Below are 16,879 nucleotides of genomic sequence, written 5' to 3'. Positions count from 1 at the left end.
ACTGAGCTAGTATCGCATTATAAAAGGTCTTTCACCTTTCGATTACCGCTTTCGCCGTAACCTACAAATTGGAGCGATACATCGGGTTCGAACCGATGACCTCAACCTTGGCAAGGTTGCGCTCTACCAACTGAGCTAGTATCGCAATCTGAAAACGTCTTTCTCCGTTCAGGGCTGCGAATTATAAGAGCATTTTTTTGTGATGCAAGTCCTTAATGCAAAATTACGAAACTTTTTACTCAACTGCTGTAAAAGCACACAGATTTGCAAAAAAAACGGCTCTTATGTCCCTGAAAAGTTAGATAAACGTGATCATTTTATTCGACTAGATGTTAATAATCGTTTTTCGGTAGTACTGCAGCTCGGCGATCGACTCTCGAATATCGTCTAACGCAAGGTGACTTCCCGACTTAGAAAAACCATCTAGCACTTCAGGTTTCCAACGACGCGCAAGCTCTTTCAGCGTGCTTACGTCAACATAGCGGTAGTGGAAGTACTCTTCTAACTCTGGCATGTGCTTGTATAGGAAACGGCGATCTTGACCAATGCTGTTGCCACAAATCGGTGACTTACCTTTTGGTACCCATTTTTCAAGAAACTCAATGGTTTGTTGGATGGCATCTTGCTCTGAAACCGTGCTTTCTTGAATTCGCTTCACGAGGCCGCTGCCAGTGTGAGTCGTTGTACACCACTCGTCCATCTTGTCCAATTCACTCTGAGGTTGGTGAATAGCCAAAACAGGTCCTTCAGCCAGGATGTTAAGCTCACTATCAGTAACGATAGTAGCAATTTCAATGATTTTATGAGTTTCAGGATCAAGTCCTGTCATCTCTAGATCAACCCAAATAAGGTTCTGATCGCTAAAGGACATAAGGCGTCGCCTATTTGTTTATGTGTAAAAGAGGTACTATACCCAAATAACTATACTCAAACTAGCTTTAGGACCATCGAAATCACGTGGTACCAGCAACATCCTGTTTGAGTCCCCAATCATCAAGTTAGATGTGTTAAGTGAAAAATTGTGGCTAAAAAAAAGAAGTTAACCAAAGGTCAAGTACGTCGTGTACGTAGCAACCAGAACAAGCGACTCAAGAAAGAAGATTCTATCCAATGGGATGAGAACATGCTTGGCGGAACCAAAAGCGGACTCGTGATTACGCGCTTTGGCCAACATGCTGATATCGAAGATCTTGAAACTAACGAAGTTCATCGTTGTAACTTACGCCGTAGTATCGAGACTTTAGTTTCTGGTGACCGAGTGACTTGGCGCGCAGGCTTAGAATCAATGGCCGGTATTTCTGGCGTTGTGGAAGCGGTTGAGCCGAGAACTTCAATGCTGACTCGCCCTGATTACTACGATGGCCTAAAGCCAGTAGCTGCGAACGTCGACCAAATGGTTATCGTATCGGCTGTGCTACCAGAGCTATCACTTAATATTATCGACCGTTACCTAATTGCTTCAGAAACGGTAAACATCGCGCCGCTTGTTGTACTGAACAAGGTCGATCTACTGACTGATGAGCAGATTGCTGAATACCGTGAAACACTTAAAGAGTACGAGAAGATCGGCTATAAAGTGATGTTCGTGAGTAAAGAGTCTGGCTACGGCATCAAAGAGCTGGAAGCTGAACTCAAAGACCGTATCAACATCTTTGTTGGTCAATCGGGTGTGGGTAAATCAAGCCTAGTGAATGCATTAATGCCTACGCTAGACATTGAAGAAGGCGAAGTCTCTGAGAACTCAGGTCTTGGTCAGCACACAACCACGGCAGCTCGTTTATACCACTTCCCTTCTGGTGGTGATCTGATTGATTCACCAGGAGTGCGTGAATTCGGCCTATGGCACCTAGAGGCCGACGAAATCACTGAAGCCTTTATCGAGTTCAAGCCTTACCTTGGCGGTTGTAAGTTCCGTGACTGTAAACACATTGATGACCCAGGCTGCATCCTGCGCGAAGCGGTAGAAAACGGAAAGATCAGTCGATTACGTTTCGACAACTACCACCGCATCATTGAAAGCATGGCGAGTAACAAAGATAACCGTCAGTATTCACGCAACAAAAAAGCCGATCTCTAATCGCGTTTTTGTGAACAAATGTGTGCATTTACTGACAATTGGCGCGAATTTAAGTAACATCTCGCGCCCTAAACCGTCATCGACAGATTTAATTGAAAAACAATTAGCATTGGAAAATTAATACAATGGATAAGATTAAAGTTGGATTGCAGTACTGGATTCCACAACATGGATTAACTCGCCTAGTCGGCAAACTTGCGTCTGCTAAAGCGGGCGGCTTAACGACAGCGATCATCAACTGGTTCATCAAGCAATACAAAGTGAACATGGATGAAGCTCTGCATAGCGATCCAAAACACTTTAAAACATTCAATGAATTCTTCGTGCGTGAATTGAAAGAAGGCATGCGTCCCATCGCCGAAGGTGAATCTGTTATTGTTCACCCTGCAGATGCACGTGTAAGCCAATTTGGCCCAATTACTGACGGTCAACTGATTCAAGCGAAAGGCCATAACTACTCAGCTCGCGAGCTATTGGGTGGTGATGCTGCGCTAGCGGATGAGTTTAAAGACGGTGAATTCGCAACGCTTTACCTGTCTCCAAGTGATTACCACCGCGTGCACATGCCATGCGACGGCACACTGCGCCAGATGATCTACGTTCCGGGTGACCTTTTCTCAGTTAACCCGTTAACGGCAGAGAACGTTCCAAATCTATTCGCACGTAATGAGCGTGTCGTGTGTATCTTCGATACGGAATTTGGCCCAATGGCACAAGTGCTGGTTGGCGCAACGATCGTAGGCAGCATCGAGCAAGTGTGGGCAGGTACCATCACCCCACCTCGCGGTAACTCGGTTTACAAATGGGATTACCCTGCACAAGGTGACAAAGCAATCATCTTGAAGAAAGGCGAAGAGATGGGCCGCTTTAAGCTTGGTTCAACCGTTATCAACCTGTTCGCTAAAGATGCGATCAAGTTTGACGACACTATGCAAAATGGCGAGAAAACGGTTCTTGGTACACCTTTCGCGCACATTGCTGGCAAAGAAGCGCAAGCAAATGACGATGTTGTTACCGATTCTGCTGAGAACACTGACCAAGCTTAACAATTTGAGTTAACTCATTTAAGCTTTCAAGGCGCGTTACTTTTTCTATTTCAGAGAAGAACGCGCCTTTTTCTTAACTCTACCGATTCATTTGCTACTCAAGCTCTAACAACTCAATCTTTCAAACCCTGCCCAGCCACCTGCTGCTTCTCACTCTTGTCTCTAATTGCCCAGATAAAAGATTGACCAAAAACAAAACAACTGTCGAAACCTTAAACAACTTTTTGATTTTCCAACCCGTCTCCAAGTACCAGAAATCCAGATAACTTACTCTATTTGAAGATATTTTATTTATAGGGTCTTTGTACATGCCTAAACTCAATGTTGGCGTTCTGGTCAAGCTGTTGATTTGTTTTGCGATTCCCTTAGGCGTGTTATTCATGCCGATAGATTCAATACCAATCGATGATCTCACGCTGATTCAACACCGCCTGTTGGCGATATTCTTATTAGCAGCCCTGCTGTGGGTGCTTGAACCTGTTCCGGTATTCGCCACTTCCATTTTGATCATTGCGCTTGAACTGGTGATGATATCTGACAAAGGTTTACACCTATTTAGAAATCCACCAGCGGGGCACGATCTCGGTGAGTTAATCAAATATACCGACATCTTCGGTGCATTTTCGTCACCGATCATCATCCTTTTCATGGGTGGTTTTGCTCTTGCGATATCCGCATCCAAGTATGAACTCGATAACAACCTAGCTCGAGTGCTACTTAAACCATTTGGTACAGAACCGCGCTTCATTATGCTCGGCTTAATGCTGATCACCGCCGTGTTCTCAATGTTCATGTCAAATACCGCAACGACGGTAATGATGCTTGCACTGCTCGGCCCTATCGTGGCATCTGCACCAAAAGGCGATATGGGTATCAAAGCGCTCGTGTTGTGTATTCCAATTGCTGCCAATACTGGCGGTATCGCAACCCCAATCGGTACACCGCCCAATGCCATCGCGCTGCAATACCTAACGGGTGAAAATACCATCGACTTCCTCAGCTGGATGATGATGGGCTTACCCTTTGTGATCATCCAACTCACCATCGCTTGGTTTCTTCTACAAAAACTCTTCCCTTCTAAAGAAAGAAACATGGTGCTCAAGCTCGATGGACAATTTAGAAAGAGCTGGCGAGCGATTGTGGTTTACATCACCTTCGCTGCCACTATCCTATTGTGGATGACCACCAAACTGCACGGCATGAACACTTATGTGGTGTCTATCATTCCACTGGCTGTGTTTACTCTCACCGGCATCATGGGCAAAGAAGAGCTCAAACTGATTAACTGGGATGTGTTGTGGTTAGTCGCGGGTGGTATTGCGATTGGTATAGGACTAGATAAAACAGGCTTAGCCGTGGCACTCGCACACGCGATTGATTATGAGTCGCTCTCACCAACAGCGGTAGTGCTAACGTTATCCATCGTATGCTGGTTAATGGCGAACTTCATGTCAAACACCGCAACTGCCAACTTGCTGATGCCGATAGCCGCTGCAATTGGTGCTTCCATGGAAAGCCTAGTTGCGATTGGTGGTCTGCAAGGCTTGCTGGTTGTGGTCGCCTTCTCTGCGTCACTTGGCATGATTCTGCCAGTATCGACACCACCAAACTCACTGGCCTACTCGACCGGGCTTATCGAAAGCAAAGACATGGCGAAGATGGGCATCATCTTAGGTATTGTGGGCTTGCTGATGGTTTACCTCGCCCTGTTTATCATCACCTAGCACGTTAATCCCTACTAATGCCCTTCCAGATAGTAATCACGTCTTTGCTATCTGGAAGGTTTAGTGCATATTGAATCCCCCACTTCTACATTTTGACACGGACGTACACTTCAATGGGATTCGAATGGCTGGCTCTTGCTGCCGCTTTTCTTTGGGCCATCGCGAGCCTGATGTCAGTAAAGCCTGCTCAACACTTAGGTTCTTTCGCCTATAGCCGTTGGCGCATGGGTTGCACTGCTATCATCTTATCGAGCATGGCTTGGTTTACTGGTGGCTGGTCAACGGTCGAAGCAGACCTAGTCACGCCGATGATGCTGTCTGGGCTAATTGGCATCTTCATTGGTGATACCGCCCTATTTGCTTGTTTGAACAGAATGGGACCGCGCCAAGCAGGTTTGCTGTTCTCTTGTCACGCCGTGTTCTCGGCGATTCTTGGTTACTTCCTATTTAGCGAAAGCATGACTTCGGTGGAGCTGATTGGCTCGGCTTTGGTGTTCAGTGGCGTTTTAACCGCGATATTCTTTGGTCGTCGAGGACAAGCCAACAACCAACTCGAAACCATCAAGGGCACCGTGTGGATTGGTGTAGCTCTCGGAATCACTGCCGCTATTTGCCAAGCCTTGGGCGGTATTATTGCAAAACCCGTGATGCAAACCAGCATAGACCCTGTTGCCGCTTCAGCGATTCGTATGATTACCGCTTTTGTTGCTCACTCCGCATTTCGTCTAACTGGCGCTAAGCTCTCACGCGCAATCAACCCGATGAATGGTCAAATATTTGCGATTACTGCAGTGAACGGATTTTTAGCGATGGCGGTGGGAATGACGCTGATCTTGTATGCGCTTCAGGAAGGCAATGTCGGCATGGTTGCTCTGTTATCTTCAACCACACCAATCATGTTGTTACCAATACTTTGGCTGTACACCAAACAGAGACCAAATGCCTACGCTTGGATCGGTGCCATTGTTGCCGTTATTGGCACTGGTATCCTAGTAAGATAGTGGCACTGGGATTCTGGTCAGTTAGCCAAACAGTAAGTAAGACTAACTGAATAGAGAGCTAAGAGCGCGGGAACGGAAAAGCCGTCACATCATCGATATGGTCATAACCTAATGCCAGCATGATCAGACGATCAATACCTAAAGCAACACCCGCACAGTCTGGTAAGCCCGCTTTTAATGCCTCAATCAAGTGATGGTCAATCGGTTGAGGCGATAAGCCCATCTCAATACGTTTGGCATTGTCATCTTCAAAGCGCTTGAGCTGCTCTTGTGGCTTGTCTAGTTCATGGAAGCCGTTTGCCAATTCAATGCCTTTGAAATACACCTCAAAGCGATCGGCTACTCGCGAGTCATTCGGGTTAATCTTGGCTAATGCCGCTTGTGAAGCCGGAAAGTCATAAACAAACGCAGGGACTTGTTGCCCTATTTTAGCTTCAACCCCAATACTAAACAGCAACTGCAGCAAGGTGTCACGGTCTTGTTCTGGATCTGCAATGTCGCTGAGCCCAAGTTTTGCTGCGGCTTGCTTTAGCGTAGCCATCGAATCTTCCAGTGGACACACACCTAACACGTCAATAAAGGCTTGTTGGTAAGTCATTCGCTCTGCTGAGCCCGATTTAAGTACCTGCTGTAACAGCAAATCCATTTCATCCATCAGGTCATGGTGATCAAAGCCAACGCGATACCACTCCAACATGGTGAACTCAGGGTTGTGGTAACGGCCATTTTCTTCGTTACGGAAAGACTTACAAATTTGGTAAATACAGCCACTGCCCGCCGCTAATAGACGTTTCATATGAAACTCAGGGCTAGTCATAAAGAACAGAGGCTGACCGTGCGCATAACCCGGCCCTACGAATTCAGTTTTGAAAGTATGCAAATGCACGTCCGTCACCGTGGCGTGGCTCATCGCAGGCGTATCCACTTCCATCACGTTTCGCTCAGCAAAGAACTGACGAATTTGATTAAGGATATCAGCACGTTGCTTTAACTGTTTAATGGTTGCGGCCGGTTGCCATGTAGAGTGCATTATTGAGTTCCATATTACTGAATTCTAGGCGACGAAAATTACCACCTTTCATCGCTTTTGTAAGCTTCTATCTTTCTATTCGTGAAAGCAAAATGTTGCTTTAATGAAGCCAGAAAATTACGTTCTACAATACAATTATCAATACAGCTTTCACATCCACATTGATAACAAAAATCATACTCAACAAGCCGTTAACACAAGTCTTGTGGGTTAATCGTTATCAACAATTCATTGCCGTGATTGCAGTCACATAACCTATAATTTCTATGCCTCCATATGCACTACCGACCTAAAAACCCAAATGCATCAACTTTTCGAATACCTTCCTCTCTTACACTGAACCTACCACTTAAGGCTTAGGGGTGCTAAATGGTTCCTACAATTTAGAACCTCCTAAATAGGCTTTTTATAATAACAAGCGGAATACTCCGCATCACACTGGAGAATAACTGTGAAGACAATTACCACAGATATCGCAGTCATCGGCGCAGGCGGCGCTGGTCTTCGTACAGCTATTGCTGCGGCTGAAGCTAATCCTGAACTGGAAGTAGCACTGATTTCTAAAGTTTACCCAATGCGTTCGCACACGGTAGCGGCAGAAGGCGGTTCAGCAGCAGTAATTAAAGACGAAGATAGCTTAGATAACCACTTCAACGATACTGTTGGTGGTGGCGACTGGCTATGTGAACAGGATGTTGTTGAATACTTTGTTGAAAACTCGACTCGCGAAATGATCCAAATGGAACAATGGGGCTGCCCATGGAGTCGTAAAGAAAACGGTGAAGTAAACGTACGCCGATTCGGCGGTATGAAGGTAGAGAGAACGTGGTTCGCAGCGGATAAAACCGGCTTCCACATGCTTCATACTCTGTTCCAGACTTCGATGAAGTACGACACAATCAAACGATTTGATGAGTACTTTGTGGTGGATTTGCTCGTTGAAGATGGCGAAGTACAAGGCCTAATCGCGATTCACATGTCTGAAGGTGAACTTGTTACGATCAAAGCGAAATCTGTTGTGTTAGCAACCGGTGGCGCAGGTCGTGTTTACCACTGCAATACCAACGGCGGCATCGTAACGGGCGACGGTATGGCAATGGCTTATCGCCACGGTGTGCCACTGCGTGATATGGAGTTCGTTCAATACCACCCAACAGGCCTACCGGGCACTGGCATCTTGATGACCGAAGGTTGTCGTGGTGAAGGCGGTATCATCGTCAACAAGAACGGCTACCGTTACCTACAAGATTACGGCATGGGCCCTGAAACTCCAGTGGGCGAGCCGAAGAACAAATACATGGAACTGGGTCCTCGTGACAAAGTTTCTCAAGCATTCTGGCACGAGCAGCAGAAAGGCAACACCATCAAGCACCCACTTGGTGATGTCGTACACCTTGACCTTCGCCACCTTGGTGAAGAGTACCTGCAAGAGCGTCTACCGTTCATCTGTGAGCTAGCAAAAGCGTACGTAAACGTAGACCCAGCAAAAGAGCCAATCCCAATTCGTCCAACCGTTCACTACACCATGGGTGGTATTGAAACTAACGGTACCTGTGAAACTCGTATTAAAGGCCTATTCGCCGTTGGTGAATGTGCTTCAGTTGGCCTACACGGTGCAAACCGCCTAGGTTCTAACTCACTGGCTGAGTTCGTGGTATTTGGCCGCGTTGCTGGTGAAGAAGCGGTGAAACGCGCTGCTGAATTCAAAGGCTGGAACGAAGAGTCTATCGCTAAGCAAGTGAAAGCGGTTGAAGAGCGCATCGCAGGTCTACTAAACCAAGAAGGCGACGAGAACTGGGCTGACATCCGTACTGAAATGGGTCACACCATGGAAGCGGGTTGTGGTATCTACCGTCAAGAAGACTTGATGCAAAAGACCATCGACAAACTCACTGAACTGAAAGCTCGCTACAAGAAGATCAGCATTAAAGACAAAGGCAAAGTGTTCAACACTGACCTACTTTACGCTATCGAGGTGGGTTACGGCCTTGAAGTTGCAGAAGCGATGGTCCACTCAGCGATTCTTCGTAAAGAGTCTCGCGGTGCACACCAACGTCTAGACGACAACTGCACAGAACGTGATGACGTGAACTTCCTGAAACACTCTCTATCTTTCTACAACGAAGATGCAGCACCAACCATCGACTACAGCGGCGTTAAGATTACTAAATCTCAACCTAAAGCTCGTCTGTACGGTGAAGCTGCAGAGAAAGCCGCTGCCGCTGAAAAAGCAGCAGAAGAGAATGCGAAGAAGAGCGAAGAGGAGCAAGCATAATGTCAGCGAATCGAATCCAAAAAATTGAAATCCTGCGTTATGATCCTGAGCACGACGCAGAACCTCACTTTCAAACCTTTGAAGTTCCGTTTGATGAAACCATGTCGGTACTTGATGCGATTGGTTACATCAAAGATAACCTAGATAAAGACCTGTCTTACCGTTGGTCTTGTCGTATGGCGATTTGTGGTTCTTGCGGCATCATGGTTGATGGCGTGCCAAAACTGGCGTGTAAGAGCTTCTTACGTGACTACCCGAATGGCTTCAAGATTGAGCCTTTAGCTAACTTCCCAATCGAAAAAGATTTGATTGTCGACATGACGCCGTTCATCGAGCGCCTTGAAGCGATCAAGCCTTACATCATTGGTAACGACCGTAAGCCAGAAGACGGCACGAACATCCAAACTCCAGAGCAAATGGCGAAATACAAACAGTTCGCTGGCTGCATCAACTGTGGTTTGTGTTACGCAGCATGTCCTCAGTTTGGTCTAAACCCTGAGTTCATTGGCCCTGCGGCACTTGCTCTTGCTCACCGCTACAACCTAGATAGCCGTGACAATGGTAAAGCTGAGCGCATGAAGCTTATCAATGGCGACAACGGCGCTTGGGGCTGTACGTTTGTAGGTTACTGTTCTGACGTTTGTCCGAAGAAAGTAGACCCAGCGGCTGCAGTAAACCAAGGCAAAGTTGAGTCTTCAATGGACTTCGTTATCTCGATGTTCAAGCCTGATGGATCGCAAGTAAAAACAGCAGAGGAGGCATAATATGAGCAATCGTAAGCCTTATGTTCGTGAGATGAAGAGAACGTGGTGGAGCAACCATCCGTTCTACCGCTTCTACATGCTACGTGAAGCGACTGTACTGCCTTTGATTTTATTCACTCTGTTCCTAACCTTCGGTTTGGGTGCACTAGTGAAAGGCCCTGAAGCTTGGGCTGGTTGGTTGAGCTTTATGGCTAACCCTATCGTCGTTGGTATCAACATCGTGGCACTGCTAGGCAGCTTGCTGCACGCTCAAACCTTCTTCAGCATGATGCCTCAAGTAATGCCAATCCGTCTTAAAGGCAAATTGGTTGATAAAAAAATCATCGTACTGACCCAGTGGGCAGCGGTGGCTTTTATTTCTTTAATCGTTCTTGTTGTGGTGTAAGGAGCTTTCGTTATGAACACAAATTACAAAGTAACACCTGTTAACCACAACCCACAACGCTCTGATGAGCCAATCTGGTGGGGCCTATTTGGCGCTGGCGGTACTTGGTTTGCGATGATCACACCAATCACGGTTCTAGTGTTAGGTATCTTAGTGCCAATGGGCATCATCGATGCGGACGCAATGAGCTACGAGCGTGTGTCTGAATTCGCCACCAGCATTATCGGTGCGCTATTCATCATCGGTACGCTAGCACTGCCAATGTGGCACGCAATGCACCGTCTTCACCACGGCATGCACGACCTTAAGTTCCATGTCGGTGTTGCGGGTAAAGTTGGCTGCTACTTCGTTGCAGGCCTAATCAGCGCACTGTCTATTATCTTCATTTTTATGATTTAACAGTTAAATAGAAAACGCCTAGGTTTGACCCTAGGCGTTTATTCTATGCTAGATGATAAGTCTATATGCGTTACGGCGATTCAAACCCCACAAATCGCATCACACCCGAGAATATCTCAGCTTCTCCCTCTGCCGGCGCAGGGTTGCTCCAGGTTGGATCGCTCCAGAAGGATTTAGTCGTAATATACTCTCCATCTTGATCAACCTTATTCCAGGTGTCTTTGGCTCCTATAAATTCCTCTTCGGTTATGGTTAAGGTCACCTCACCATTCAAAATCACCCAATCGAACCCGAACAATCCCTCATCATCGTCAAAGTAGCCAGTACCGTTACTATGGAACACAACCTCTTCTTCAACTACAGCCATGACGGTGCCATTTATCTCCCAAAGATCGATGAGCTCCCAACGAGAACTTTCACTGCCATTACCTGTGAAATCAGACTCTATAAACTGAGCACCACCAACGGTACAGTTGGCGACTGCGCTGTCATAGTCCGAACGAGTGCCAAAGTCAGAGGGTTGGTCCGTAAAATCATCCCACGGTGAATCACCATCCTCACAGACCGTTACTGTTCCCTCGTAGGTAACATTTGTAAGCACCTCCTCTGAACCATCCCTAGAGATAGTTAATTCATCATCAGTTTGTGATAAAAGTACCCATTGCTCGGTTGAGGTATCTTCATAAGTTACCACCATGGTATTAGCTGAAGTTTTCATCCAACTGTTCCCATAGGTCTCAGTGCCGTCATTGCCGATGTAACTCATACTGCCATCAGCATGGAAGAAGAAGTTGTTACTATCGTACTCCCTCAATACCAAGTTAGTCGGGTCAAACTGCAGAGCGTTTCTATCTTGTTGCACCACGGTATCTGCCCATATCCAACTTTCAGTCACACCGCCTAACGTTTCTTCCTCGAAGAACTTAATTGACCAAGTTTGCTCCATTGACTCTAATAACGCCCAGTAAGTCGTGAAGCTCTCCGATTCATCAGAATAGCTAACCTTAATAAAGCCATCTTCTATGGCCCAGTCATCGATATAGTCACCACCCTCACTCTTCAATACATGTACAGTACCATCAGCATTGAACAAGTAATCACGAGTATCTCCATTGCCTTTAACGCGTTGGAAGTTTAGACCCTCGACCATCTCACTGGTAATGTGAGTTCGACCGCCACAATCCGTGATCGCCGTTTCGTAGTCACTCATACTCGGGATAGGTTGCCCCTCAACAGGTTCTGCATCACCGATGTAGCACTCTTCAAGCACAATCGGACGATCTTGTTGAATAATAGTATCCATCCAGATATAGCTACTTGATTGACCGTCCACAACTTCGTTCTCATAGAACTTGATTGACCACGTATCATCCAACGAATCTAACAGTGCCCAGTAAGTCGTGAAGCTCTCCGATTCATCAGAATAGCTGATCTTAACCAAGCCATCTTCTATGACCCAATCGTCAGTATAGTTACCGCCCTCTCCCTTCAATACATGCACTGTGCCATCAGCATTGAACAAGTAGTCACGAGTATTTCCATTGCCTTTAACGCGTTGGAAGTTTAGACCCTCGACCATTTCGCTGGTAATGTGAGCTCGACCGCCACAATCCGTAATCGCAAGCTCATAGTCAGCCATGATTGGGCTTGACTGATCATCGCTATCACCCAAGTAGCAGGTAAATAGGTAATCGCTCAACACTACACCATCTTCTATAGACTGTGCGGCAATACCATTGAAAGCGTACATAGTATCGTCCGACGGTTCAGCACTTGGCGCCTCAATCTCACCTGCCGTAAGTTCACCATTGTACATGCTAAAGATCATGGTAGGCGTATCCCCCTCTCCCATGTAGGGCATAGCCTCAACTGGTACGGTAAATTCGACGATATCTTCACCGTGTAATGTGTAACGTAAGTAATCCGCAGTAGCGACGCGACTTGCCGTTCCTGCGTCCCAATCAAAGAAGTAATAATGCGCCGTGCCATCACTCACTAACTCGATATCAAAGTCTAGATAGAGGCCAACAGAGGTAGTAAGATCTGTGGAAACCGACTCACCGACCGACTGCGACACAATAATGTCGTCCAGACTTGTAATAGAGCTACCATCCGTATCATAACCGACGTCAGAGAACCTCACGTACGGACTACCACCCTCCCATAGGAAGTACTGGTTTACGGCTGGAGAGAAGGTAAACATTACCGCTTGTGAGCCTTCAGCGAACCTCGCCTCTTCCATGAAGTCGAACCACTCAAAGTAGACTTCATACAATGCCATACCCGATAGGTTTACCACTTCTGATTCTACTGAATAATAGAAACTGGAATTGTCTTCTGGATAGGCAATAAGTTGCTCTCCAGAGAAGTCTATCGTATAACCTACCGGAGTTTGCCAGCCGTTTTCAGTGAGCTGTACGTCCCCCTCAGCTTCAAGTGGTAGCTGGATAAAGGATTGATCACCACGGTACTGTATGAGTTCCGTAAGGGTTAACGTATCACCGCCATAACTCAAGGTTTCTTTAAACAGAATATCTACGAACGATAGTTCGCTCCCATCGCTGAAGAATCCGTAAAGAGTCCCCTCTTGCTCCGCAAACTCTTGGGCGGTAATAGTCCACTTATTTGGGTCGGTTGGATAAAGGTCTTCACCGTCATAAACGCCGTCTTCATCTGAATCAGCATTATTCGGATCTAAACCTTCGGTTGCATTCTCATGGTTATCGCCTAAACCATCACTATCAGAATCCGCCCACTCTAATGAGTCATAAGGGAAGGCATCGCTATTGTCGCCAACATAGTCACCATCACTATCATCCCATTCATTTGGATCATTAGGGAAAGCATCCTCGTAGTCTTTAAAGCCATCGTCGTCGCTATCTTGATTTAAAAACTCTGCAAGATAATCTTGCGCAGCTGTCTCGTCTAAGAAGAACACTCCTAGACTGTTATGCCAACTAAACGCTTCCTCCGTTAGGTCCATGCTCCAAGTGTCTATGCCCCTGCGATAGTAAGCATTGTGCCAAGGCCAAGGATTCTCAACATCCGGGACCATAAGCACCATATCAACGTCATTCACTCCGGTGAACGAACCAGGAACCACACCACTATCACCAAGGTTCAATGTAACCAGTGTTGGAATACCCGTATAAGTCAATAGGTAGTCTTGCGTTACAACGTGCCATTGAATTGGCCCATTGTCATCGTATTGGAAGCTGCTTGTAGGTAACAGCGTAGCGTATCGGCTCAGGCCTGGAATGATTTGATCATCAATAAGCTCCAACTCTGTGCCATCAGCACGGGCATCCTCTACCTGTTGTGGTAGATCAACAACCGCTTGTGTTCCCCACTCATCAAATGAGGTAGCAACCCAAAGGCCATTAGATTGTTTCTGGTAAACGCGATAGGCCTGTCCGACATTATCAGTGTCAGTCGTAAATGAATAATCCGCTAATGGGTAGTGCTGCCACTCTATGTGTTTATTTTTTTCCACATCACTGACAGAACGAGACACGGCATTCCATTCTTGGAACAAGGTATTGATTGGATCACTATCGACAATGAGTAGTGTGTTCGTTTCCTCGTTTAGAACCGAACGCTCTCCACTTTCAAGAACATCACCATTGATTAGCACCTCTTTGCGGTAATAGTTCCAGTACGAGGTGAGATCGTCCCATTTGCCATCATTAAAGTTAAAGTCTGCGTACTCATGGAATTCACCATCTTGTGGGTTTGCCCATATTGGTGTCGAATATTCGTAGACATAGCTACCATCAGGGATATTATTAAATCGAAGTTCAACATTGATGTAACCGTCTGCACCCCAGTCCTGCTTAGACTCCACGAAACTCTGCACGTAATCCTGCGTTACAGTGGTTAAAGTCTGAGCCCATTGAGCTTGATGGGTTTGAACATCGTCGATATCAAAGCCATTTACCGTGTATTCGGTTAACGTTTCGACCGCTTGAACGCCCTCTGCGACGTCCTCAAATTCCACTGATACACTATGTATTGTATCTATTTGAGATAAGTCATTTGGGTGAACTCTAGATGTTAAGGCTACGCCTTGTTCATAGACACGACCATTACCGCCGAAACCGCCCTCAAGAGATGCATCACCCTCATCGATATAGCGCCAATACGTCTCGCTTGTTTCGGTTCTAGTACCAATTTCAAGAGACATGCCTTCGTAACGTGCAGTACCATCGAGGTTATAGTCGTACGCAAAGGTCTGGATACGAGTAAAGTCATCATTTAACAGGTGATCGACACTTTGTGTCGTGCCATATACCACATCATCAGCAGTGATATATTGAGTAGTTATGGTGGTAACAATCTCTCCGCTATTCAGTGTCTCAACCATTTCTTCGACCTCAATATCCAGTGTAATGATATCGCGATCTGTTATGTTGAAAATTGCTACATCAGTTGCACTAACATTGGCCACAACATCAGCAATTGACTTATTTCCATCCTCTGGATGAACATCGGCATTATTACCAACGCCATCACCGTCCACATCGACCCATTCGGTCGCATCGGTTGGGAATTCATCAACATCATTGTTGTAACTGTCGTTATCCGTATCGTTTGGATACGGGTCATCCTCGTTATCGCCTAAGCCATCATCATCCGTATCTGCCCATTCGGTCGCATCGGTTGGGAATTCATCGGCATTATTACCAACGCCATCACCGTCCGTATCTAAGGACTCGTTGGGATCCGATGGGAATTTATCGGCATTATTACCAACACCATCACCGTCCGTATCTGCCCATTCGGTTGGGTCATTATCAAATACATCTTGATTGTCACCATAGCCATCAGAGTCATTATCAGCCCACTCAGTTGGATCTTGTGGGAAGACATCATCAATACTGTCTACCCCATCCGAATCATGGTCACCAGCACGAGAACGATCCGTTGGAAACGCATCATTGGCATCAGGGTAGATGTCATCTTCTCCGTCCACCGTATCATCATTTAGGTCGGCATTATTACCGATCTCATCACCATCGGAGTCCAGACTTTCATCGGGATCATTCGGAAAGTCATCTAAGTCATTGGGGACGCCGTCATCATCTGTGTCATTAGAAAAATCGACACCCTCTGTCGCACCACCAACATTATCAAATGTCTTATCGCTATCACCTGCAACTTCTTCAATTTTCTTTTTGATTTCATTATTCACAGATGCAATCACAGAGATAAACTTAGTCCCTTTATCTTCACTTTCAGCAACTTCTTGCAACTCTTGAGGAGATGAAGGCAAAACATTTGAATCAACCAAGTTTTCAGCGGCATAAGCGGCAGCCTCAACACCTGACTCAACAAAATCACCTAAGATTTCATCTTCATCTAAGCCTAGCTGATCAGCGACTTGCTGAATGGCAGCTTGCTTTGCTGCTTCAACCGCAGCAGCATCGTCAGAATCTGTAGTGTTTTGCTCGATCAATACGTGAACTAGCGTACTCAAAGGGGTGACATCTTTTTCACCTGGAGGGGCTGACATAATATAGTCGTCAGACACCGTAACATCAGGTTCATCTTCATCAATCGTCTGCCCGGAGATCGCTTGCACAACGACAGGGTACTGTTCAGGGTTGTCGACATCGGTGACGTCTAAATCTGCAACTCCGCCATCACCAGAAATAGCATTAGGCTCACCGTCGTCTAAGACGTAGTTACCGTTAAGGTCTAACCAAATTCGAGCATAACGTAAATAACCATCAATTGCAGTCACACTGTATTTAGTCGTTTCAGCTGGGGAGCTGGGAGTCGAGGGAGTCTCACTCGGAGTCGTGGTTGACACGGTTGTATCATCGTCATCACATCCTGAAAGCCCGACGATACTAACCAAACCAAGAGCCAACGTAATTGCATTAAGTCTCATATTAATATCCACATAGTTGCTTAATAACATCGCGTATAAAGCTAGTAGACTCTACTCATTCTAACAATATTGTAATCAGCTTCCCTTCCCACCACACACATTCACAAAATCAATATTAAACAGTCACATATTGAATTGAGAGATTTTTGTTGCGATATATAAACGCCAACAACACCTTGTAAATCTATAAGTTAGATAAAATTTTTGATTTTCATCCAGAATACAACCAAAATATGACACTAGTCACATAATGTAGCCTTGTAACCAAGGTGAATCGCATCTGGC

At 46.0% G+C, this 16,879-nt stretch carries 11 protein-coding genes and 1 tRNA gene; 8 read left to right on the top strand and 4 right to left on the bottom strand.

What is annotated here, in order from left to right; translation table 11 throughout:
- Positions 1-69: 69 nt before the first annotated feature.
- Together AB4558_RS19445 and orn are read right to left on the bottom strand one after the other, a co-directional pair.
- Positions 70-145 (bottom strand) — tRNA-Gly (locus AB4558_RS19445).
- A 180-nt stretch (positions 146-325) separates the two neighbouring features.
- Entirely contained in the window at positions 326-871 is a 546-nt protein-coding gene (gene orn / locus AB4558_RS19440) for an oligoribonuclease (protein WP_017055371.1), read from the bottom strand.
- A gap of 150 nt (positions 872-1,021) precedes the next feature.
- On the opposite strand from orn, the gene rsgA reads away from it, so the two are divergent.
- The 4 genes from rsgA (at position 1,022) to AB4558_RS19420 (ending at position 5,848) form a co-directional block, all read left to right on the top strand.
- The gene (gene rsgA, locus AB4558_RS19435) at positions 1,022-2,077 is read left to right on the top strand and encodes a small ribosomal subunit biogenesis GTPase RsgA (protein ID WP_017061306.1); all 1,056 of its coding nucleotides are present in this window, start codon (positions 1,022-1,024) and stop codon (positions 2,075-2,077) included.
- Between the two features lie 125 nt (positions 2,078-2,202).
- Complete coding sequence (asd, locus tag AB4558_RS19430) at positions 2,203-3,123, top strand: archaetidylserine decarboxylase (protein ID WP_017063172.1); 921 nt, start codon at positions 2,203-2,205, stop codon at positions 3,121-3,123.
- Positions 3,124-3,431: 308 nt separating this feature from the next.
- Positions 3,432-4,847, top strand: a complete 1,416-nt coding sequence (locus AB4558_RS19425; protein ID WP_372159016.1) for a DASS family sodium-coupled anion symporter — start codon at positions 3,432-3,434, stop codon at positions 4,845-4,847.
- Between the two features lie 113 nt (positions 4,848-4,960).
- The gene (locus AB4558_RS19420; protein ID WP_017063171.1) at positions 4,961-5,848 is read left to right on the top strand and encodes a DMT family transporter; all 888 of its coding nucleotides are present in this window, start codon (positions 4,961-4,963) and stop codon (positions 5,846-5,848) included.
- 58 nt (positions 5,849-5,906) lie between these two features.
- Here the strand turns inward: AB4558_RS19420 and epmA are convergent, their stop codons facing one another.
- Positions 5,907-6,878 (bottom strand): elongation factor P--(R)-beta-lysine ligase, encoded by a 972-nt coding sequence (epmA, locus tag AB4558_RS19415; RefSeq protein ID WP_372142051.1) that lies wholly within the window; start codon positions 6,876-6,878, stop codon positions 5,907-5,909.
- 451 nt (positions 6,879-7,329) lie between these two features.
- On the opposite strand from epmA, the gene frdA reads away from it, so the two are divergent.
- Genes frdA through frdD form a run of 4 tightly spaced genes read left to right on the top strand, consistent with a single transcriptional unit; the run spans position 7,330 to position 10,701 of the window.
- Positions 7,330-9,153 carry a fumarate reductase (quinol) flavoprotein subunit gene (gene frdA, locus AB4558_RS19410; RefSeq protein ID WP_372056696.1) on the top strand — a complete coding sequence of 608 codons (1,824 nt, stop codon included), beginning with the start codon at positions 7,330-7,332 and terminating at the stop codon, positions 9,151-9,153.
- Positions 9,153-9,917: a succinate dehydrogenase/fumarate reductase iron-sulfur subunit gene (locus AB4558_RS19405; protein ID WP_009847917.1), complete on the top strand. Its 765-nt coding sequence runs from the start codon at positions 9,153-9,155 to the stop codon at positions 9,915-9,917. The genes frdA and AB4558_RS19405 overlap by 1 nt, the downstream gene beginning before the upstream one ends.
- 1 nt (position 9,918) lies before the next feature.
- Positions 9,919-10,302, top strand: a complete 384-nt coding sequence (frdC, locus tag AB4558_RS19400) for a fumarate reductase subunit FrdC (RefSeq protein ID WP_017061300.1) — start codon at positions 9,919-9,921, stop codon at positions 10,300-10,302.
- Between the two features lie 12 nt (positions 10,303-10,314).
- The gene (gene frdD / locus AB4558_RS19395; protein WP_372074584.1) at positions 10,315-10,701 is read left to right on the top strand and encodes a fumarate reductase subunit FrdD; all 387 of its coding nucleotides are present in this window, start codon (positions 10,315-10,317) and stop codon (positions 10,699-10,701) included.
- Between the two features lie 70 nt (positions 10,702-10,771).
- Here the strand turns inward: frdD and AB4558_RS19390 are convergent, their stop codons facing one another.
- Positions 10,772-16,594 carry a hypothetical protein gene (locus AB4558_RS19390; protein ID WP_372074582.1) on the bottom strand — a complete coding sequence of 1,941 codons (5,823 nt, stop codon included), beginning with the start codon at positions 16,592-16,594 and terminating at the stop codon, positions 10,772-10,774.
- Positions 16,595-16,879: the final 285 nt, after the last annotated feature.

The organism is Vibrio sp. 10N.222.51.C5 (assembly GCF_041474575.1).
GTDB classification, from domain to species: Bacteria; Pseudomonadota; Gammaproteobacteria; order Enterobacterales; family Vibrionaceae; genus Vibrio; species Vibrio crassostreae_C.
The sequence above is the reverse complement of the archived record's forward strand: the minus strand, read 5'-3'. Positions and strand labels throughout refer to the sequence as shown.